The organism is Mesorhizobium sp. C268A, assembly GCF_040324475.1.
Lineage (GTDB): Bacteria > Pseudomonadota > Alphaproteobacteria > Rhizobiales > Rhizobiaceae > Mesorhizobium.
The window spans coordinates 4,907,008-4,925,651 of the sequence record NZ_JAMYVX010000001.1 but is presented as its reverse complement, the minus strand read 5'-3'; the positions used below and the strand labels follow the sequence as shown (position 1 = coordinate 4,925,651).

21 protein-coding genes and 1 pseudogene are annotated in these 18,644 nt (G+C 59.7%); 8 read left to right on the top strand and 14 right to left on the bottom strand.

The features are described 5' to 3' along the window. Positions 1-319: 319 nt before the first annotated feature. Entirely contained in the window at positions 320-604 is a 285-nt protein-coding gene (locus NKL06_RS24045) for a hypothetical protein (RefSeq protein WP_031210372.1), read from the top strand. 238 nt (positions 605-842) lie between these two features. Here NKL06_RS24045 and NKL06_RS24040 read toward each other — a convergent pair whose 3' ends face one another. From NKL06_RS24040 to NKL06_RS24030, 3 genes are all read right to left on the bottom strand, one after another. Further along, a complete protein-coding gene (locus NKL06_RS24040; protein ID WP_023691673.1) occupies positions 843-2,504 on the bottom strand; it encodes a recombinase family protein in 1,662 nt (553 codons plus the stop codon). A 470-nt stretch (positions 2,505-2,974) separates the two neighbouring features. Then, the gene (locus NKL06_RS24035; RefSeq protein ID WP_023686247.1) at positions 2,975-3,430 is read right to left on the bottom strand and encodes a helix-turn-helix domain-containing protein; all 456 of its coding nucleotides are present in this window, start codon (positions 3,428-3,430) and stop codon (positions 2,975-2,977) included. Between the two features lie 7 nt (positions 3,431-3,437). After that, positions 3,438-4,118, bottom strand: a complete 681-nt coding sequence (locus NKL06_RS24030) for a hypothetical protein (RefSeq protein ID WP_023691674.1) — start codon at positions 4,116-4,118, stop codon at positions 3,438-3,440. Between the two features lie 135 nt (positions 4,119-4,253). Between NKL06_RS24030 and NKL06_RS24025 the strand changes: the two genes are divergently transcribed. After that, complete coding sequence (locus NKL06_RS24025) at positions 4,254-4,496, top strand: helix-turn-helix domain-containing protein (RefSeq protein ID WP_023699715.1); 243 nt, start codon at positions 4,254-4,256, stop codon at positions 4,494-4,496. Between the two features lie 85 nt (positions 4,497-4,581). Here the strand turns inward: NKL06_RS24025 and NKL06_RS24020 are convergent, their stop codons facing one another. Both NKL06_RS24020 and traA read right to left on the bottom strand, forming a co-directional pair. Beyond that, positions 4,582-4,797, bottom strand: coding sequence for a helix-turn-helix transcriptional regulator (locus tag NKL06_RS24020; protein WP_023669907.1), 216 nt, complete (start codon positions 4,795-4,797; stop codon positions 4,582-4,584). Positions 4,798-4,926: 129 nt separating this feature from the next. After that, entirely contained in the window at positions 4,927-7,974 is a 3,048-nt protein-coding gene (gene traA, locus NKL06_RS24015) for a Ti-type conjugative transfer relaxase TraA (protein WP_023691675.1), read from the bottom strand. Between the two features lie 172 nt (positions 7,975-8,146). Here traA and NKL06_RS24010 point away from each other — a divergent pair, with 172 nt between their 5' ends. From NKL06_RS24010 to NKL06_RS24000, 3 genes are all read left to right on the top strand, one after another. Then, positions 8,147-8,473: a conjugal transfer protein TraD gene (locus tag NKL06_RS24010; RefSeq protein WP_023691676.1), complete on the top strand. Its 327-nt coding sequence runs from the start codon at positions 8,147-8,149 to the stop codon at positions 8,471-8,473. Between the two features lies 1 nt (position 8,474). Further along, entirely contained in the window at positions 8,475-8,723 is a 249-nt protein-coding gene (locus NKL06_RS24005; RefSeq protein WP_023669904.1) for a conjugal transfer protein TraD, read from the top strand. 540 nt (positions 8,724-9,263) lie between these two features. Next, positions 9,264-9,794 carry a Ros/MucR family transcriptional regulator gene (locus tag NKL06_RS24000; RefSeq protein ID WP_023669903.1) on the top strand — a complete coding sequence of 177 codons (531 nt, stop codon included), beginning with the start codon at positions 9,264-9,266 and terminating at the stop codon, positions 9,792-9,794. Between the two features lie 88 nt (positions 9,795-9,882). Here NKL06_RS24000 and NKL06_RS23995 read toward each other — a convergent pair whose 3' ends face one another. Continuing rightward, a complete protein-coding gene (locus NKL06_RS23995) occupies positions 9,883-10,194 on the bottom strand; it encodes a DUF736 domain-containing protein (RefSeq protein ID WP_023669902.1) in 312 nt (103 codons plus the stop codon). Between the two features lie 662 nt (positions 10,195-10,856). On the opposite strand from NKL06_RS23995, the gene NKL06_RS23990 reads away from it, so the two are divergent. Both NKL06_RS23990 and NKL06_RS23985 read left to right on the top strand, forming a co-directional pair. After that, on the top strand, positions 10,857-11,048 hold the full coding sequence (locus tag NKL06_RS23990) for a hypothetical protein (protein WP_155929562.1): 192 nt from the start codon (positions 10,857-10,859) through the stop codon (positions 11,046-11,048). Beyond that, positions 11,008-11,239, top strand: a pseudogene (locus NKL06_RS23985) (hypothetical protein). The gene NKL06_RS23990 and the pseudogene NKL06_RS23985 overlap by 41 nt, the downstream one beginning before the upstream one ends. A gap of 282 nt (positions 11,240-11,521) precedes the next feature. Here NKL06_RS23985 and NKL06_RS23980 read toward each other — a convergent pair. From NKL06_RS23980 to NKL06_RS23945, 8 genes are all read right to left on the bottom strand, one after another. Beyond that, complete coding sequence (locus tag NKL06_RS23980) at positions 11,522-11,773, bottom strand: hypothetical protein (protein WP_245261776.1); 252 nt, start codon at positions 11,771-11,773, stop codon at positions 11,522-11,524. 114 nt (positions 11,774-11,887) lie between these two features. Next, entirely contained in the window at positions 11,888-11,971 is an 84-nt protein-coding gene (locus tag NKL06_RS23975) for a YHYH domain-containing protein (RefSeq protein ID WP_348529716.1), read from the bottom strand. A 190-nt stretch (positions 11,972-12,161) separates the two neighbouring features. After that, positions 12,162-12,305: a hypothetical protein gene (locus NKL06_RS23970; protein ID WP_023686252.1), complete on the bottom strand. Its 144-nt coding sequence runs from the start codon at positions 12,303-12,305 to the stop codon at positions 12,162-12,164. Positions 12,306-12,956: 651 nt separating this feature from the next. Then, on the bottom strand, positions 12,957-14,300 hold the full coding sequence (locus tag NKL06_RS23965; protein WP_023686253.1) for a hemolysin family protein: 1,344 nt from the start codon (positions 14,298-14,300) through the stop codon (positions 12,957-12,959). A 481-nt stretch (positions 14,301-14,781) separates the two neighbouring features. Next, positions 14,782-15,498, bottom strand: coding sequence for a HoxN/HupN/NixA family nickel/cobalt transporter (locus NKL06_RS23960; protein WP_023669894.1), 717 nt, complete (start codon positions 15,496-15,498; stop codon positions 14,782-14,784). Between the two features lie 20 nt (positions 15,499-15,518). After that, the gene (locus NKL06_RS23955) at positions 15,519-16,163 is read right to left on the bottom strand and encodes a DUF1007 family protein (protein WP_155929560.1); all 645 of its coding nucleotides are present in this window, start codon (positions 16,161-16,163) and stop codon (positions 15,519-15,521) included. An 87-nt stretch (positions 16,164-16,250) separates the two neighbouring features. Beyond that, on the bottom strand, positions 16,251-16,778 hold the full coding sequence (locus tag NKL06_RS23950) for a hypothetical protein (RefSeq protein WP_023685957.1): 528 nt from the start codon (positions 16,776-16,778) through the stop codon (positions 16,251-16,253). Positions 16,779-16,932: 154 nt separating this feature from the next. Next, complete coding sequence (locus NKL06_RS23945) at positions 16,933-17,745, bottom strand: class I SAM-dependent methyltransferase (protein WP_050587014.1); 813 nt, start codon at positions 17,743-17,745, stop codon at positions 16,933-16,935. 153 nt (positions 17,746-17,898) lie between these two features. Between NKL06_RS23945 and NKL06_RS23940 the strand changes: the two genes are divergently transcribed. Beyond that, positions 17,899-18,543 (top strand): TetR/AcrR family transcriptional regulator, encoded by a 645-nt coding sequence (locus tag NKL06_RS23940; RefSeq protein WP_023669890.1) that lies wholly within the window; start codon positions 17,899-17,901, stop codon positions 18,541-18,543. The last annotated feature ends 101 nt before the right edge of the window (positions 18,544-18,644 follow it).

Below are 18,644 nucleotides of genomic sequence, written 5' to 3'. Positions count from 1 at the left end.
GGGCACTGCTCACCCGGCAAGACCATCCACCGCATGCGTCTGGATAGTGTGCTCTTCGCCGATGGCTTTGATCCGAAGGGCTTCGCATGGCGCCCAACGCCAGCGGACAAGGCCAACACAAGATCTACCTGTGGGCCGGCAAGATCCCGGCCAGGTTGGACCGTCGCAAAATCCGGCATCGAAAATAATTTGAGCCTAATCGCTGAAGCGTCTTGCCTGAGCAGGATCGACGCCTATGTGATCGCCACTAGACTAAGCCGATGTAGTGTCCTACAGCGTGTCGCGCTCAATCAAAACACAGTACACCTCGATCGTACGCATGCAGGATGCGCCCCCATCGAGAGCTTTCACCTTCATCGGTGAGGACTCTCTGCGCGTGCGCCGAGAGCTCCCTCACCCAACCCGGGAGCCCCGCTTTGTTACCACCGACACCCTTCTTTCCATTCTGACGATTCTGATGCTTTGGTCCGGCCTGACCATGGCCTTCGACATGATTGCGCCTGAACATCTGCAACCGGCAAAAATGGACCGCATTGCAAGCTTGGCTGAAAATGTGTTTGTCGGTGCCGTGTTCGCGCTACTTGCGCTATTGGCGGCGCTGTAACCGATCAGCCAAGGCGGTGGCGTCTCTCGTGGGCGTCACCGCTGGGCGATCATTCTGCGGCTCCTCCTCGCCGCTTTCGCTTCGCCGGTGCCGGTCGGGCCGCTGTCGGTCCCGCTTCCGCAGAAGGCACGGCTGCACCGCCTTCCACGCTCGACTTTAGGCGCCTCAAGCCTTCGAAAAAGCCTCCATCCCCTCGGAGGTCGATATCGTCGGCAGATGAACGTCCAAATGACTTGCGTCACGCCGCATGCCGACGAAAGCAAAAAAACGCCTTCTCAATGGTGGGTCTTGCGATGTAGCGGTCTCCCGCTACCACCATTCCCCCCGCTCGTTTGACGCCGTGGGGGAAGGCACCCTCGCCCAAGAGTGCCGTTAACCGCCCAGCGATTTCGACTTCGACGCCGCCGATCCTCGATGGATCTCGAAACACCGTGACGGTTTCGACCAAGTCGCGCATTGCCTCTGCACATTCGGAATCGCCAAAAGCAATGCCCTTAGCAAGCCCGGTCCGAAGTTGGTTTAGTTGTTCCTCGTAGCGAGCGAGCACCGCAGGGTGCAGCGCGATCACTCCCGTAGCGGCGGGCACCCGATCCAACTCGGCTAGAATGCCCTTACGCTCTTCATTCAGCGTTGTTGATTGCGGTCCCAGCACGGCTGGGTCGCCATAGCCCTTGGCAATGGCGTTGACCAGGCGCTCGATCTCCCGAGTTAGTTCTTCAAGCCGTCGCTCCAAACGGCTGCGCCTGGCATCGGTGTCGGCTGCCAAGCGCTTCCGTTCTTCGTGGTAGGTCTGGACGTACTGGGCAATCACTTCGGGATGGCGCAACTCGGCGGAAAGGCCGTTCAGAACTGCAGCTTCGACCGTATCCAAATAGAAGGTCTTGGGATCGGCGCATGTTCCGCTTTCAGTCGCGGCGGAACAGCGGATGCGAATGCGCTTGGACTTGTCCACGCCTTTCGACGATATTCCCGCACCACAGGCACCACACCTCAGGAGCCCCGTCAACATGTGCCGTGGTCGGCGCTGGTGGCTTGGATGAGTGGTTGCACGCGCCTTCTTGCGTGCTTGTGCTGCGTCGAACAGGTCGGACGGAACAATAGCGAGGTCGGGCACTGCGACTACTCGCCAGTCACCCTTGGGATTTGGGCGCGAGACACGTTTCCCCGTGTCAGGATCCTTGATCATTCTGACCCTGTTCCAGATCAGGCGGCCAGCATAAAGCTCATTGTGAAGCAGCCCCGTCCCTCTCTGCACATTTCCATTGATGGTGGAGGCATTCCAGGCACGACCGCGAGGCGGCGGTATGCGGTCTGTGTTTAGATCGTGAGCGATATCGCGCGGGGTTTGCCCTGCGACATACTCTCGAAAGACACGACGCACGATTTCCGCTTCATCCTCTGCGATCATCCGCTTCCCGGGATCGCCTAGCACGTACGAATAGCCATAGGTCAGACCGCCGGCGTGAAGCCCTTTGTTGACTCGGCCGGCTTGGCCCCTGCGGACTTTGTGAGCGATGTCCTCTCGGTATAGCTGGCCAACGAGACCGCGCAGGCCGACCAAGACCGTGTTCACCACGCCTTCGTGAACGGCACGAATTTCGATGCCGAGAAATGAAAGGCGTTTGTGAATGCCCGCAAGGTCTTCCATGTCGCGCGAGAGCCGATCAAGTGCCTCTACGACGAGCACGTCGAATTCGTGCTCACGCGCTTTGTCCATGAGCTGAAGTAATCCGTCACGGCCCAGGACGGAGCCACCGGAGCGTGCTCGGTCGTCAAACGTTGCGACAACGTTCAACCCCTCACGTTCTGCATATGCTCGGCACAAAGCGAGTTGATCGTCGATTGATCGCTCATTTTGAAGGTCGGTTGAGAAGCGTGCGTAGATCGCGGTTCGAGTCATGATAAGTTTTCTCGGCCTGTTCACGCTCGTGGTCTTCGCGAGCCGCTTGGCGCGCAAGTGCTTTTGCAAGGCGCAGAATCGCTCTATCAGGCGCTCGGAACAAGGCCCTTTTTTGGTGCCTCACAACCATTGCGAGTAGCGCTCGCTACGGATCGGCTGGGCTTCTGCTGAAAATAAGAATGCGCGGCTTGGTTCGATCCTGCCGAGATCATGATCTTGGTCCATGTCTCCCAGATGCGCGCATGCAGGAGATGAGAAAAGCCATCAAATTGATTAGTCGCAGAATTGGATAGCAAGGCGTGCTTTTCGGAAATCCGTAAGTCCCAACCTCAAGCCGCAAGCTATTCCGGGCGGCTCTGGAGAAGCTCTCAGGCATGTCTGGCGGGATCGCCTGACTACACCCACCGCCGTCTTTCCGAGGTTGTAGGCAACAAGTGGCGCGGGCCCTCACGACCTCCTCAACCTCGTTTCTAATACTCGTCTGGGCATTGCACAGGATCGATTTCCTTTCCCAATTCAAAGAGCAGAGACGACACGCGGTTGCGCACACGCGGGGGGAGTCGCATCAGCCTTTCGATCAAGCGTCTGCCTTCCGCGCTGGCGATGAATCCCAGGCGTTCGTCTACGGTCAGGAGCGGAGCGGTTGCCTCGCCATTGCCCGGCAGACCATCGAAGAAGCGGCTGACAGGAACATCCAGCGAGCGGGCGATTTCGTAGAGCGTGGAAGCGCTGACGCGGTTGCGCGCGCTTTCGTATTTCTGGAGCTGTTGAAAGCTGATGCGGATCGCACGGGCCAGTTGCGCCTGCGAGACGTCCGACTGGACTCGCAGAGTCGCGATCTGCCTGCCGACGTGACGGTCGGCCGGATGGGGACCGACCTCACCGTTAGGTGCCACACCGCTTTGAAAACGATCCAAGATTTTCATCAAGGCTTCACCTGCTCTGTGAGTTTTGCTGCTTTTCTGAGCTTGGGTTCGTCGCAACGTCTAAACGGTGAAGACGGACGAGGTCATTCAGTACCGATCGGATGTGCGGCCAGGGAAAATCGTCTGGATGTTCCCAGTGCTCACCGTCACGCAGGATGACCTTGAGCTTGGCCAAAATGCCTTCGATGGACGTGGCCGCTGTCTGCGGTAGATCATCCAGAAGTGCCCCTTCGACTGTTTCCGATTTTCGGATCAGTTCGTCTGTTCTCGAATAGCCGATCTCAGCATCAGCAGCGTCCCAGCGCGCCTGGTGTGCCACGAAATCCGCAAGCGCCCTGCCCCATTCGACTTCATTTTCAGGAGAGTGGGCATCGTTCAGGCTCTCGATGGAATGGAGCGTCACGTCCGTACCATCGGCAAGCCGCACCTTGGCGCAGGGAAAGCCAACTATCCTGGCGAGGTGTGTCTCCAACCGCTGCTGTTCGCGGCACAGCGCCAGTGTCTCATCATGGATTCTTTGCCAGCTCCCACACAGACGAAGAGCAGGATCGGCCGCGCTGCCGTCCGTCAGTTCGCCAGCCAGCGATTTTGCCTGGAAGGGCCATGCCGCCGCGCCCGTGGCCGTTCCCGTCAGCAAGCGCCGCCGGGTGATGAAAAACAAATTTATGCTATCGTCGGAATCATCCATGATCCGAGCTCCAAACAGCTTTGCATGGAGTGATACAGCCAAACGCTTTGGCGGCCTCAGTTAAATATCTGAATTTAAGATAACTGAAAATCAGATATAAAGGAAGCCCCCATCTGAGTTCAGATGAGGTGATAAGTGGTCGATACACTCGGTACGAATCGGCACAAAGCTTTGATCGCGCTGCTGATCAAAAACCGTGAAGCGGCAGGCCTTACGCAAGTTGAGTTGGCAACCAGGCTCGGCCAATACCAATCGTTCGTAGCTCGACTAGAAAGCGGACAGAGACGTGTTGATGTCGTGGAGTTTATAAACCTCGCCGAGATTCTCGGTTTTAGCGCTCCGTCAGCCATCAAGAAGCTATCGGAAGTAACAGGTTGAGCGATGGGAGCGTGTGACCGCGCTAGTGCAAATTGACAATTTGCAGAACCGGCAAGGAAGCCCCCAGGTTGTTGCACCTACCCGTTCAATCGGACCTCTTCACCTCAGCCTTCGACCCCCATCGAATGGGATCCTCAACCCAGCGGTTGATCTCGGATTCATGCCACCCGGCGCCATTGGTGCTGATCCTCAGTTGAGCCGGGAACGTGCCGTCGGCGATCTTGCGATAGATTGTCGAGCGGGACAGGCCGGTCCTGGCGAGGACTGTTTTGAGACGAACGATACGATCCGGCTCGGACATAGCTTGCGTCCACCTGAATGGTTGTAGCTGATTTCTGTTGGGACAGACAGGACGAACCCATGCCGGAGGCAATCCGATTTTTCGCTTCATCCGCCTGTAGCGTGAAAACGGTGGCAAATCGGAGGGGTGTCAGAGCCCAAGGCCCCGCCCCTTTCCGATGCCATGGCTGAATGCCAGTTCCACACCCAGACGCCGGCCGGATTCGACCTCGATGCCAAGCGCCTTCTTATGATTGGCAAGCATGGATTCAAGCTGCGGATCGCGTTCAAGGCTCTTGGCCATATCGGACATGGCCGAGCGCGTTGACTTGTAGCCGGACATGTCGCCGGCCTGATATTGCTCCCGTCCCGTCCGATCGAGCTTTTGCCAGCGTTCGACGAAACGGTCGGCGCGGCGGCCTGGATCGATGTCCATCCCGGTGCGGATTTCCGTCTCAAGCTGGAGAGCAAGCACGATGCGGCGGACACGGCCAGCCCCCGCCTCGTGGACAAGTTCGGGATTTTTCACATAAGCCGCTTCGGCATCGCGCCAGCCAAAGGGCCGCACCTTCTCGAAGGCCCTACGGGCATCCCTCAACTCGCGCATCTGCTCGGGACTGCCCAGCCCATCCGCATCTCCGTTGTGCGATATCGCGTCGATAGCGCGCGCGTGACGAATAAGCGCCTTCGTACGAGCGCTGCGCAACGCCGCTTCCGCGTCCACCGGCACATTCGCGCCGCGTGGCACTCCGGTGGCGAGATTTTCTCTGCCGGGCGTCGGGTCCGCATCTCCGATCCGTACCTCTACACTCTCCCTTCCCGGCCCAGGTCCACGTTCCTGCATGGGCACGGCGTCTGCGGGCGAGCGCAACCCGTCGAGCAGTCCGCCTATCCTGTCGCGCAGCTTCTCCGGAACGATCCGGCGCACGATCTCGACCGCGCGCTCGCGGAACGTGATACCGCGCCGTTCGGCATAGTGTTGCGCCGAGTCGACCTGCTCGTAATCCGACGCCATGTCTTTGGCGCGGTCCCGTGACAGCGTCCGGACGAGGCGTTCGCGGGTCGTGAAGTCATCGCTGCCGTAGTGCAGGTCCATTCCGTCTCGATGCCGCGACAGTGCGACGTAGCTGCCATGCGCATCCATGCCCGGTGTGGCGAGCACATGCGTCCGGTCGACGGTCATGCCCTGGGCCTTGTGAATGGTCGCGGCATAGCCGTGGTCGATGTGGGCATAGTCTTTCAGATCGAAGCGCACGGATCGGCCGTCGTCGATTTGAACCGTCATCCTCTGTATGCTGACCTCTTCGATCACGCCGAGCGTGCCGTTCTTGACGCCAAGCGCGCGCTCGTTGCGCAGGAACATGACACGGTCGCCGCCGGCGAAGGCCCTTGCACCGCGTTCCACATCCACCTGAACCTCGTCGCCGAGATCGCCGGCAGCGCGCATGCGCTCGCGCGCTGCCTGGTTGAGCGCGCTCACCTCGTTGTTTGTGTGGGTGAGGATGATCCGGCTTGCCTCTGGATGCGCCTGCCTGTCGCGATCCCAGCGCTCGACGAGTTCAGCTCGCGCCTCGTCGCGCGTTGCAGCCTGATGCACCATGCCTTGCGCATCGTAGGCGCCGATCGCGGCGCCGATCCTGCCGGTTGCCAGATCGCGCGTGGCATCGCGCTGCCAGTCCTCACGCTGCCGGCGGACCTGACCGATTTCGACGCCGCCATGACGCTCGTGGATGGAACGGAACGCGGCGCCGGCCTCGATCGCCTGCAACTGCTGCGGATCGCCGACGAGTACGACTTTTGCGCCAACGTCGGCGGCATGGGAAAGCACGCGCTCCAACTGGCGCGTGCCGACCATGCCGGCCTCATCAATCACCAGGACATCGCGAGCTGTGAGCAGATCGCGGCCCTGTCCCCAGCTATGCTCCATACTGGCGATGGTGCGTGATGAGATGCCTGATCCGCCTTCCAGATTCTCGGCGGCAATGCCGGAGAGTGCGGCGCCTCGAACCTCGTAGCCCGCCGCTGCCCATGCCTGGCGCGCAACGCCCAGCATGGCGCTCTTGCCCGTTCCGGCAAAGCCGACGACGACACCAAGACCGTTTCTATCGGTGATATGCGCCAGCGCATCGGTCTGCTCGCTCGAAAGGACAAGCCCGCGTTGCGCTGCGCGCGCCAGTGCCGCCTCGCGATGTGCCTTACTCACCGCGTGTCTCTCGTCCAAATCGATACGCTCCGCAGCGCGGTGAAGGCGCTGTTCGGTGTCGATCATCTGCCGAGTGGTGAAGCGATCTTCGCCACGTCCGTCCTTGCCGAGTTCAATCAGATCGGGTGCGTTGCTGATGGCTGCCACGACCGCGTTGAACTGCTCCACTCCGTCGCTGTGCCGATGCGAGAACTTCGCAATGTCCTTTCGGGTGAAAGTCGATTGCTGATGCGTGATGGCATCGAGCGCCACGGATGGATCGGCAATGATGCGCGCACCATTGTTGCGCGCGATGTCGCGATGCAGTTCGGCGCGATCTGCTTCAATGTCGCTAGCAGCAAGGCCACTGCCCTCAATGCGCTGTGCTGGCGCACCAATCTGGGTTTGCGGCTCCAGTGAAATGCCCTGCGCTTCCAGACTGCGATGATCGATGTGCGCGTCGATGTCGAGTTCGGCCAGGCGTTCATTGGCCAGCTCCGCCCATCGCTCGCGCCAGCGCTCAACCAGCTGGGTAGCATTCCAGTCTCGAACCTTGGCGCCAAAACCATTCTCGTCCACGGCCCGCATGGTCAGCATGACATGAGCATGCGGCTTGGGGCTTCCATCCTCTGCGCGGTCCCAGTGCACATTGAGATCGGCGACCATGCCCCGGCTTACGAACTCAGCCTGAACGAAGTCGCGCGCCAACTCGATGCCTTGCGCCTGGCTGAGTTCACGCGGGAGCGCAAACTCGACCTCGCGGGCAAGTTGCGCATCCTTCCTCACCTCGAACGCCTCGACATCGTTCCAAAGCCGTTCGCGGTCGCGCCAGGCCTCCGGTGCATCCTCCGGCAGCATCACCTCGGAATGAACGACACCGCGCTTGGCGGAGAAGTCGTGGCTGCGTTCTATCCGCTCGTCACTCAGCCGCGAGGCCGAGCGGTAGGCGGCGGACGCCACAGCGCTTGAGCCTGCCTTGCGGCCAATGACCTTGACGTGAAGATGATAGATCGCCATCGCGACCAGATCATTTGCACGTCAAAGCCCACGTCGGCACGACGTATAAGCGCGCCCTCCCTCGAAAAAATCTCGGGATGGACCAGCCCGTCCCGGGCTGTCTCGGCGACCCTGAAGCCTTCCGGCAGCCGCTCCCCTATCATCCTCCGACCGACAACCGATGGAGACAGCCATGCGCAAACCGCGGGACTTCGACGCAGAACTTCAAGCCCTGGAAGCAAAAGCGCGAGAGCTCAAAACCAGAAAGGTGCAGCAGCTTGGCGAGCTGGTGATCGCCACCGGCGCCGATCAGCTCAGCGCCGACGAACTGGCGGGCGCACTGGTCGCAATCACTGAGACGAAAGACACGGCAAAGCGTGAGGCATGGGCTAAGCGTGGGGTGATGTTTTTCGAGAGCAGGTGCCGGCGAACTGCTTCGGCATCTCAGCGCAACCCTCGCGGCGCTCCAGCGCAATCGGGCAGCGCGCAATCGCCGGCAGGCGGCACAGGCTCGCAATGACATGAGAACATGGCAGGTGGAGCGTCGCAAACGCACCCGACAGCTGATCGAGCTTGGCGGTCTCGTCCTCAAGGCAGGCATTGTCGAGCTCACCAATGACGATCGCGCAATCATCTACGGCGCGATGCTCTGGATCGCCGCGAAGCTGCAGGGCCATGACGGTAAGCATGCCCGGGAGCTTTTGGCCGCGAAGGGAAAGCAGGCATTCGATGGTGAACGGCGTGAAGAGCAGATGGACTGGCGAACATAGCCACAGTTGGCGCGAGCAGCGGCCAATCCAAAGTCGGAACAGCAAACTTCCGCCGGTGTGCCAGCGCCGCAGTCAAGCGCTTGCGCAGGAAGCTTTCGCGATCTCCTCGCGACCGCCGACAATCTTCTCTCGCGAGCCTTGATCCTGATCATATAGAGCGCAAGGCTCGCGTTGGCGACGCTCGTCAAAGCGGGCGCTGCCCTATGAGCGAACTTCAAAATCCAGATCGTGCCCTCGAAACCTCCCACGCCCTCCAGATTCGATCATGCACACTGCGCATTGATACAAACTCTATAGCCAGGGTGAGAGCCAGCGGCATTGCTCTGCACAGCTGGAACGGGCGGAAAAGTGAAGGAAGCTCCTCGCTTTAGATGAGATAGGCAAAAGCATCCCAGCCGATGGGACAACAGAAGCGAAACTTACTCTTGTCATGTTGCGCAAGAGAGGTGGATTTTACGAAGAAACGTACTATTTGCGCCGTGGGCAGGCTAGAAAAATCAAACGTCGCTCAATTCATCCAATACAAAAAAGGGAAATCATATGACCACTGCTCTCGAGCAAGGCAACAAACTGGATACCGTGTCGATAACGGCTGACATTGTCGCCGCCTATGTATCGAACAATCCAGTACCGGTTGGCGAGTTGCCAAAACTCATCGGCGACATCCATGCCGCCCTGAATGGCATCGGCACGCCGGCGGTAGAACCTGTGGTAAAACAGGACCCGGCAGTTTCGATCAAGAAATCGGTGACACCTGACTTCATCATCTGTCTGGAAGACGGAAGGAAATTCAAATCGCTCAAGCGGCACCTTCAGCACTTCAACCTGACCCCCGACGAATACCGGCAGAAATGGAACCTGCCGTCCGACTATCCGATGGTGGCGCCGAACTACGCGGCTACCCGGTCGGCTCTGGCGAAATCAATAGGGCTCGGGCGCAAGGCGGCGACGCCCACGTCTGCCGCGGCGGAAAAACCAAAACGGGCTACTCGTGCGGCGGCAGCGGCGACGACTGCGGCGGCCATGAAGTCGCCGCTGAAGAAGGTCCGCAAGGCGCCGGCCAAAGCGTAACGCGCTGCACCTAGCGGACGTGCCAAGTTGTATAGGACCTGAACATGGCAAAGCCCCGCCTTGCGGCGGGGCTTTGTGTTTTGTCGGGTCACTCTGCGGCGCGGCGTGACCAGATGAGCGAGAACTCACCCTCGGTGTCGGTCTCGACCAGGCTCGCATAGATCGGAGCGGGGAAGCTGGGATCGTCGAGCTTGACCGAGTGGTAGTCGCGTCCCTCGCGCGAGGTCTTCTTCCATGCCGCCCCGAACTCGGTGGCGCCAGCGAAGATGCGGAAGTCGGGACCCTTTTCATTTTCGCCATCCGTCGGAGCGAACGTTACCGTCTTGACGTTGAGATTGAGGGTCTTGACCGAGCCGGAGAAGCCGTTCGCGGTGCGGGAGAAAGTGCCGATCGTAGCCATGGTGATGTTCCTTTGTGTTTTCTCGGGCCGCGCCCATCGCGGCCTCGATGGTGGACGTGAGACCGGAAACGATCGGTCTGCATCCCGAAGGGGCTGAAACGAAGTGGAAGACGGCGACGCGAGGCTTTCTTGGACCGTGAGGAATGGACGCGCAGCGGACAGGGGAAGAAAACGCAGCGCCGACGTTGCGAGAAGACGATCGAGACGGAGTGAAACGAAGACGGTCTTCGGTCAGACCCAATCCATTCGAGGACGCCTTGGGCGTGGCCTGGAAAGAATACCCGGAAGGAACGCCACATTGGCTAAGATCCAGTCAGGGCCATTGTAGCTTGCGCCCTGCGCTTCTGAATTTCGGTCACAGACCTTCCTCACGCGCCAGGGCGGTGTTGGTCCTACTCCTAACCGGTGAAGAAGGGACGTCCGATTTCCCTAATCTTTGGGCTGAATCGTCATCGCGTTCGGGGCGGCTCCGAAGGCGACCAATTGATTGCTGAGGGCAGCACTTCTAAGCCGACAGATGCCGACGATTTCCTATAGATGCGTCACACCTGATCCTCCACCGCATGGCCGAATGTTCCCGCTGCGGTCACGCCGACGCGCGGTGAGGCATTGCTGGAAGGTCGGATTCACGCCGGGCGTCTGACGCCGAGGTGATGCGCTGCGTGACTTTCCCGATAAGAGTGGTGGAAATTCCCGGTTCGACCATTGGTTTGGAGGTGCACCCCGAGCATCTGCCGAAGCGCTTGATGATCCACAAGCCGATGAAGATCGACGGCAAGGTCGTCTGGCACACAGAGATTTCGAGGGTAGGACATGGCCAGGTCGAAAGGTTCGCAGCAATTATCACAGGCTGAAATTGAGCGCTTTGTGACGGCAGCGGAGGCACTGCACTTAAGTATCATCAAGCCGTTTATATCGCCCGATAGCGACCACTTACCGGCAGACGCGCGTCCTGCATGAGGTGCTGTTGAAAGCCGTGCGGGAAGTCACCGGGAAGGAAGTGGCGTTCATCCAGTGGAACGGGACAGGGCCGTGCAAGCCGTAGCGTGGCTCTAGCCGTTTTCGCAGCCGATCCCATCGCCGTGGCGGTCCAGATCATAGATATCCCTGCCGACAACAGTGACCGGGCCGCGTACATAGGCGGACCATTGCCCTTTCCGGAGGAGCAATCGACGTCGCTGGCGATTGGAACGCAGGCTCCCGCGTAGTTTGGGGCGCACGCGTCTTCGGCATGAGCGCAGCCGATGAAAGATGCCACACCAAAAGCGACCGCGCCTACACGACGGGAAGCCGCCGGCTGGATCCTTATCCGAATCAGCGCTGTATCTCAGTCGTCTATCTCTTCGCCTTCATCGTCTTCGTTCGAACCGCGAGACGAGTCTTCGACGAAGGTTTGGCAGCCCTCATTAAATGGTTGGCTGTTTGAGCTGCAGTCGCTGTTGTTGGAAATCTGATTTTGCTCAGCCCAGTCGTAGCCAGCTTTATGCCCGGAACAATCTTCGGTGCAGTCATTTCCTCCGAAAGTCCCCTGCGCATGACATGGCGTGGCTGATGCCGCCGCAAGCATCAATGTGCCCAAGTGGAACAGCCTTCGAATTCTCATCTGCGCCCCCCATGGTGAGCAACGCTGCTATCTAGGCGCCGCGAATATGCCTACTCGCACGAACCCAAATCACGCAATTTGGTCCTGATATCAGTGGCAGTGATACTCGCCAGTCTTGTGGTTGGTATGGCATCCATTGGCATCGGTGCCGCCGCCGTGTGCGAAGGTATCCATCGAAAATGCGAACATGGTCAAAGCCGCCATGGCGGCAAGGAAGCCCTCCCAAGATAATTTGGACAGAAGAGCACTATCGTGGAGTAGCACAACTGGCTGAATGCAAATTACCTACTTGTTAAGTGGCGATCTTCAATATCCAATATTGCCCCCGCATCAAGATCGGCCGATGAAATGGCGAGCGACGGGCTTAGACGCCCAATTGCGCGGCCATCATTTGCGTGGCCGCCGTCGTCCGGTCAATGCCGCTGGTGATCGACAGCAGATGTCGTTTCGTCGAAAGAAATTCGGAGTCGCTGCAATCGGCCACAGCGCGCTTGAACAGGGCTCGCATGGCGAATCAGCGCGACCTCGCCGCTACCAGATCACAGACCAGCGAGGCATCTGTCGGCGCAAGTTGATTTGCGACGGCCTTTCGGATCGCAAAGCTTCGCGAACTCGGCTTTCTCAAAGCGGGTCAACGGCGCGGCGGCGGAAAATCAGGGGATTTCGGATTGGTCTTGGCCATGACTTCTGTACACGATTCAAAAATCATTCTTCGCCGCAAAAAATTGCCGCATGCCGCATCTGTGGTCGCTCGTCGACACGCAACCGACATGTCCCTCCGTCGCGCAGTCGCTGTGGTAATGGGGGTGCCACCGCCACGGCGCCACAACGGCCTGTGGCGAGTGTCGATCAGCCTGGCTGACTCATAGCAGCCCGAATGCCATTGCGGTGAGAAAGGCCACCACTAGCACCACCAGGACCCCAATAATCAGCCAGACGGCGCTCTTGGCGTCCATTTAGACCCTCAACTGTCGGTTCCATTGATCACATAGCGCGACGCGAAGACGCTCACCAGTCACTGTGACTCCAGCGGATACGCGTCCTGGGCGAACTGACGGGCGTTTGTGGATAGGGACTACTGTGGGAGCGTGGGTTCGAAAAGTGGGAATATTCGCGCGCAAAAGGCCGGCCGGCTTACCGGCCTGTCGCGCGGTCAGTCTCAACTGGTTGCCGGCTTGGATGTAGGCGGCTCACGGCGAGCGAGCAGCTTGTCGATCCGCCTTCCATCCATATCGAGGATCTCGAAGCGCCAGCCCTCGTGGTCAAAGTGCTCACCGGCTTCCGGCAAGTGCCCAAGGCTGGACAAGGCGAACCCAGCGATCGTGTGAAAATCCCCTTCGGCAGACCCCGATCGGAATCCTAGGCGAGCGAACGCATCGTGCGCCAGCATCATTCCGTCGATGAGCAAGGACCCGTCATCGCGCTCGATGACATCAGGGTCCTCATTGTCCAGGTCAGGAAGGTCCCCTGCGATGGCTTCGAGCAGATCGGTCTGGGTGACGATCCCCTCCAGAGCGCCATATTCGTCGATGACGATCGCCAGACGCACCGGCGTCCGCTTGAACTGATCGAGTACACGGAAAATCGGCGTTGCCTCGTGAACGATCAAAGGTTCTCGGATGACCGCCATCGGGTCAAGCGTTTTGCCGTCGAGCACCTGGTCGAGAAGGTCCTTCTTCAGAATCATGCCAAGCGGTTCGTCTATCCCCCCACGGCCGACCAGAAGCTGCTCATGGCGACATTGCCGGATGGTGCGCAGAATCTCGTCAGGGATGTCGTCGGTATCGATCCAGTCGATATCGCGTCGCGGTGTCATGATGTCGGCAATGCGCCGATCGCCGATGTTGAAGACACGCTCGACCAGTTCCTGTTGCGTCTGATGAAGGAGCCCTGCCTCCTGGCTTGCCGCCACGAGCAGCTTCAGCTCTTCGGGCGAATGCAAGGACTCCTCGCCTGTGCCCGGACGCAGACCGCACAGACGCAGCACCAGATTGCCGAGACCGTTGAGAACAAGAATCGCCGGCCTGAGCAGGAGCAGGAACAGACCGAGAGGGCGGACGACCCGAAGTGCCGTGCTCTCGCTGCGCTGGAGCGCCAGACTTTTCGGCGCTAGTTCACCCAGGACAATGTGTAGCGCGGTTATGATGATGAAGGCGATTGCGACGGCAATGGTGTGCGAAGCTGCCGTGGCCAGCGACCCCATCACTCCCAAGAGGAGTGGCTCGATCAAATGAGCGAGTGCAGGCTCGCCGACCCAACCGAGCGCCAGCGATGAGATGGTGATGCCGAGCTGAGTTGCTGCAAGGTTCGCATCGAGATTCACCAAAGCCCGTTGAAGGAGGCTGGCGTTCGAGCGTCCAGCTGTAGCCAATTCGTCGACGCGGCTTCGTCTAACCGCGACCAGCGCAAATTCGGCGGCGACAAAGAAACCGTTGGCGCCTACGAGTAGGAGAACCAACAGAATTCCAAGAATGTCGCGTAGACTACCATCGTCCGCAGGCATGATATCCTCTTTATGAAACAGCCACTCTCATCTCTCAAGCGCGTATGCCGCCGTCGTGGAACCGCCGTTGGCCATCATTGCGGAGCGATCACCGCAGCTCCGCCTCTGACAATCAGGGGCAAGATAGCCAAATCCGCGCTGAGTATCCTACCCCCGCAAAAAATCCGCCGGCGCGAACCGGCGGGCCAGAAATCGGATAGAAAAAGAACCGGTCATGCCGGCCGAACTAAATGTGGCGTCTGGGTAGTCGAAGTCAATGGACCCGCCGCGTAGAGATCGCCTTTGATCCAGTGATTTAGCAATATCACCCCGATGCCGGCGAGGATCGCCAGCGCTATCATCCAAATGATCTTCTGACGGTCGCTCAATGTTCTAAACCCAAACCCGAACCGCGCGTGCCGGCACTTAATGGCACGACGTCGTTAATTGCAATGTGATCCCTATGAGAATCGCTGTGGCCTTGGCGGTCGGTCAAACTTTCTCATTTCGACGAGATTTGCCAGACAGCCACGCCAGTAAGAATAAGGCCGGCGGTACCTTCGATAGTTCGCGATATCACATCGAACAGGCGCGGCCGACGGTCGAAGAAATGCACCAGCCGTTCCCGAAACAGGATCGACAGAACTGCCACGCAAGACAACGTCAGTGCCACGCCGGCCATCATGGTGATTGCAAAGAGTATGCCCGCGACCGGAACACCTCTTGAGATCGCGAAGGTCATCGCGAAGAGCGTCAATGGACATGGGATCAGGCCGGCCATGACGCCCACAACCTCGCCTTCATGCTGATGGTGATGACCGTGGCTGAGCGCCCGCCAAAGCATCCACAGACCAATTAACCCGAGCAGGCCACGACTGACATCCTCCAAAAGCGGCGCCCGGCCGACGCTGCCCAGCGCAATCGAGACCAATGGCAACGAGAGGGCTGCAATCACAACGGCAATCGTGACATGGGTGAAGGAGAGTGTCAGCGACACCAGTAGGCCGCGACGGATGCTGGCATCCGATCCGGCCAAATAGGTAGCCAGCACGGCTTTGCTGTGTCCGGGTGTCAAAGCATGCGCAGCTCCGAACAGGACACCCATCGGCAGGAAGGCAGTGAACGCCAGCCAGTCGCCCCCGGCTGACAGCAATTTGATCTGTTCGGCGAGCGCCAAGTATATCGTGCGTTGAAACTCGACCAGGGTTTGGAAAAACACGTTCTATCCGTTCCGCCGCTTCAACTGCACGTCAATTCAAGGCGTGTCGCGAATATCTTGCCGAGATCGGTTCCGGTCGGATCGCTGAAGAAGGCATCCGTCAATTTCGTCTGATTCTGTGCGATTGCGGTATTCGGATCGGGGCGGACGACGGCCCTCGTGCAATCTTTCGGTAGGCCAGCCACGGCGATCTTATCGTCATCGGTGAAATCGATCGCGGTGTAGAAGGTCGGATCGTAGACGCCGATGCTCACCTTGCCGGCGAGCGCCAACGTGTCTTTCGGCTGCGTCTCGAATTGGATGATGAGTTGATTGTTCTCGTAGCTAGTGACCAGCCTCGCCGGCGGCGTCATCGCCACGTCCTTGCCTTCCACAGTGACCATTTGGAAATAATTGTATTCTTCCAGTGAGGCATGGATGGTGAGGGCGGCGGCGTCGAGTTCTTCGGCGTCGAGAGTAAAGTCGGAATTCTTGTCGAACTCCATCAGCACCGTCGAGGAGAAGAGCTCGTCGAACCGCCAGAGATGCTTGAGCGACTTGACCGACTTGTCAGCGCCAACCGTTAGGTCCAAACGGGCTTCCGCGAAGACATGAGGATGAGCGCCGACCGCGACGGTGGAGGCGAGCAGGAGCGCCATGCCAAAAATCGTGCTGGTCAGTCGCATTTGCGCTCGCTTTCTCGTCATTGCGCGCCAACCGAGTGATCTGGCAGCGCAAGCAGGCTAAATTGGGACGCGGCCCGCGAAGCCTTTTCAATCATCGACTATCGAACTTGCTATGATGGCGTTCGCTGTGCCCCGAACGGCTGGCGACGTCAAATGCACGAGCTGCTTGCGATTGCCCGCGATCAGTATGAACAGCCGGGAAACCTGCCTGCCCTTCCTCTCCTCGCCGATTTTTTCGGCGTCGGTGCGGTGGAAGAACCGTTTTTCAAACTCGGCGCGGTCGACATCGAAAAGCTTGAGCGAGCAGGTCTGGACGGACCTGCCGTCCATGGTCGCCCTGGTCACCGCGACCATCGTTCCGGCCGGAAGGTCGTCGCCGGTGACCTGCCATCCGCGGAACGCCTTCATGGCATCCACAGGAGCAAGTGCCGCGCCGTCGACGAGCGGCGTCCATCCGCGCGTCTTTGCCAATGTCGCGGTTCGCTCGAAGTCGGGGCCGTGCGCCAGGCATGTCGCGTGGAAGGCATCCAGCGCCCGGTCGACGCCATCGGCATGCGCAAGCGGTGATGCCAACCATGCGGCCGCAAGCGTCAAGGACAAGTAGGTCTTGGGCATTCGGTAGACTCGCGTATCGAAGCAGGCCGGGATAGCCAATCGGCAAGATAGCGCCGCGGCGGCTACGCACGCAATGCAGCGCGGCCCGCGACTACCGGCCCGCGCGTCTTCCTGGCGGCGGCGCGCCCGGTCCGGTCGCCGCGGCATGCGGCGCTCAGGCAGGCAGGATCTTGTCCGTGGTCGCGCGCACATAATCGAGGTTCATGGTCCCGACGGCGCCGGTATCGTCGACCCTGAAGCCTGTCTCGACCAGTAGAGTTCCGACCGCATTCATGTCGATATGCCCGTGCCGATGGAGCCTCGGCAATCTGGATTCGTGCAGCGGCCTTCCGAAGTCGATCAGCAGCAGTCGGCCTCCCGGCTTCAGAACCCGCTCCGCTTCACGGAAGAAGGTCGATCGGTCGGGTTTCGGCAGGTGATGCAGCATGAGCGTACCGATCACGATGTCGAATTGGCCATCCTCGAAGGGAAGTTCCTGGGCCGTCGCCTGGACGAAGGTAAGATCAACGCCGGCTCGCGTAGCCTTGACGCGCGCCCTCTCGACCATTTCGACCGATGCGTCGACGCCCGTGACGCGTCCGACCGCTCCGACCAACCGTCTCGCGGCTATGGCAAGCGTGCCCGTACCGCAGGCGACATCGAGCATCGCCTCGCCGGGCTGGAGCCTTGCCAGACGCAGCATGAATTCACGGAACCGGTCCTCGCGGCCCCAAGTCAGGACGCGCGCAAGCAGGTCATAGCCGACCGCCCTATGCAGGACGATGCCGATGCCCCTTTCGCCGGCGCCATGCGCGCCGGCAGTCCGCATGTGATGGAAGCCGCCCCAGAGTGCGAATGCCGCGACCGCAGCGAGGATGAGGCCGTGGACTGCAGCCGTCCAAGCACCGGCATTGAGATAGCCGTCCCCGAAATGAAGCATTAGCAGAAAACCGGCGACCAGCGACAGTTTGACGAGCACAGCAAGCATAATAACACCCTTTCGCGAATGCTGTCCGTTTCCAGCCCGATGACCAAATTGGTGCATTTCCTTTTGCCTCCTCGTCCGTTTCCGGAGTGCTCAAGGCATTCTTGAGCTTCTGGACTCGGCGTATCATACTGGACAGATTGTCCATTAGCGCTGTTGCTGGACAACGGACCGCTGAACGTCCCAAACCGCACGGTGGAAAGAGCAATGACCATTAAAATCGAGCGGCCCGACGACAGGGGTACGATCGACCGTCGTGTCGCGCGCACGCGCGCCATGCTGCAGGACGCGCTGATTGCTCTGATCCCAGAGTGCGGCTATGCGGCTCTCACCGTGGAAGACATCTGCCAGAAAGCTGATGTCGGCAGGTCGACCTTCTATACGCACTATGCCGGCAAGGACGAATTGCGCAGCGCGGCCCTTGAGGCGCATCTGCTGTCGCTGAGCAGGCGCGTGTCGGCAGACGAAAAGACAGGCAATCGCCTGTTCGAATTCAGCCTGCCGATGTTCGAGCACGCGCGGGCGTTCCGGTCGCTTCACAAAGCGCTACTTGCGAGCAGCGGCGACACGATCCACGATCAATTGCGTGAACGCATACGGCGCGCAGTGCGAACCGAACTGTCTGGCAAGCGGATCGGCGACGCGGGCGTGCCGCTGGAATTCGTCGTCCAGTTCATATCGGGAGCCTTTCTCTCGGTGCTTGCCTGGTGGATCGCCGAGGACTCCAGCCTATCGCCGGCCCAGGTCGACGACCTGTTCCAGCGGATGGCGGGTTCAGCTCTTCCGGGGCGGTCACCCTAGCAAGACCTTCCAAATCCAGATCTCGCGCCGGTTGAGGCTAACGTTCCTCGGGCGGCCGAATCTTGCGAAACGTCATGAGCAAAGGATTTCGTAGATGGTGT

What these genes read in the sequence shown, in the direction of transcription:
- NKL06_RS24045 (WP_031210372.1), top strand. Translation starts at nt 320, where the DNA reads ATGCAGGATGCGCCCCCATCGAGAGCTTTCACCTTCATCGGTGAGGAC.
- NKL06_RS24040 (WP_023691673.1), bottom strand. Translation starts at nt 2,504, where the DNA reads ATGACTCGAACCGCGATCTACGCACGCTTCTCAACCGACCTTCAAAAT.
- NKL06_RS24035 (WP_023686247.1), bottom strand. Translation starts at nt 3,430, where the DNA reads ATGAAAATCTTGGATCGTTTTCAAAGCGGTGTGGCACCTAACGGTGAG.
- NKL06_RS24030 (WP_023691674.1), bottom strand. Translation starts at nt 4,118, where the DNA reads ATGGATGATTCCGACGATAGCATAAATTTGTTTTTCATCACCCGGCGG.
- NKL06_RS24020 (WP_023669907.1), bottom strand. Translation starts at nt 4,797, where the DNA reads ATGTCCGAGCCGGATCGTATCGTTCGTCTCAAAACAGTCCTCGCCAGG.
- traA (WP_023691675.1), bottom strand. Translation starts at nt 7,974, where the DNA reads ATGGCGATCTATCATCTTCACGTCAAGGTCATTGGCCGCAAGGCAGGC.
- NKL06_RS24010 (WP_023691676.1), top strand. Translation starts at nt 8,147, where the DNA reads ATGCGCAAACCGCGGGACTTCGACGCAGAACTTCAAGCCCTGGAAGCA.
- NKL06_RS24005 (WP_023669904.1), top strand. Translation starts at nt 8,475, where the DNA reads ATGAGAACATGGCAGGTGGAGCGTCGCAAACGCACCCGACAGCTGATC.
- NKL06_RS24000 (WP_023669903.1), top strand. Translation starts at nt 9,264, where the DNA reads ATGACCACTGCTCTCGAGCAAGGCAACAAACTGGATACCGTGTCGATA.
- NKL06_RS23995 (WP_023669902.1), bottom strand. Translation starts at nt 10,194, where the DNA reads ATGGCTACGATCGGCACTTTCTCCCGCACCGCGAACGGCTTCTCCGGC.
- NKL06_RS23975 (WP_348529716.1), bottom strand. Translation starts at nt 11,971, where the DNA reads ATGGATACCTTCGCACACGGCGGCGGCACCGATGCCAATGGATGCCAT.
- NKL06_RS23970 (WP_023686252.1), bottom strand. Translation starts at nt 12,305, where the DNA reads ATGCGAGCCCTGTTCAAGCGCGCTGTGGCCGATTGCAGCGACTCCGAA.
- NKL06_RS23965 (WP_023686253.1), bottom strand. Translation starts at nt 14,300, where the DNA reads ATGCCTGCGGACGATGGTAGTCTACGCGACATTCTTGGAATTCTGTTG.
- NKL06_RS23955 (WP_155929560.1), bottom strand. Translation starts at nt 16,163, where the DNA reads ATGCGACTGACCAGCACGATTTTTGGCATGGCGCTCCTGCTCGCCTCC.
- NKL06_RS23950 (WP_023685957.1), bottom strand. Translation starts at nt 16,778, where the DNA reads ATGCCCAAGACCTACTTGTCCTTGACGCTTGCGGCCGCATGGTTGGCA.
- NKL06_RS23945 (WP_050587014.1), bottom strand. Translation starts at nt 17,745, where the DNA reads ATGCTTGCTGTGCTCGTCAAACTGTCGCTGGTCGCCGGTTTTCTGCTA.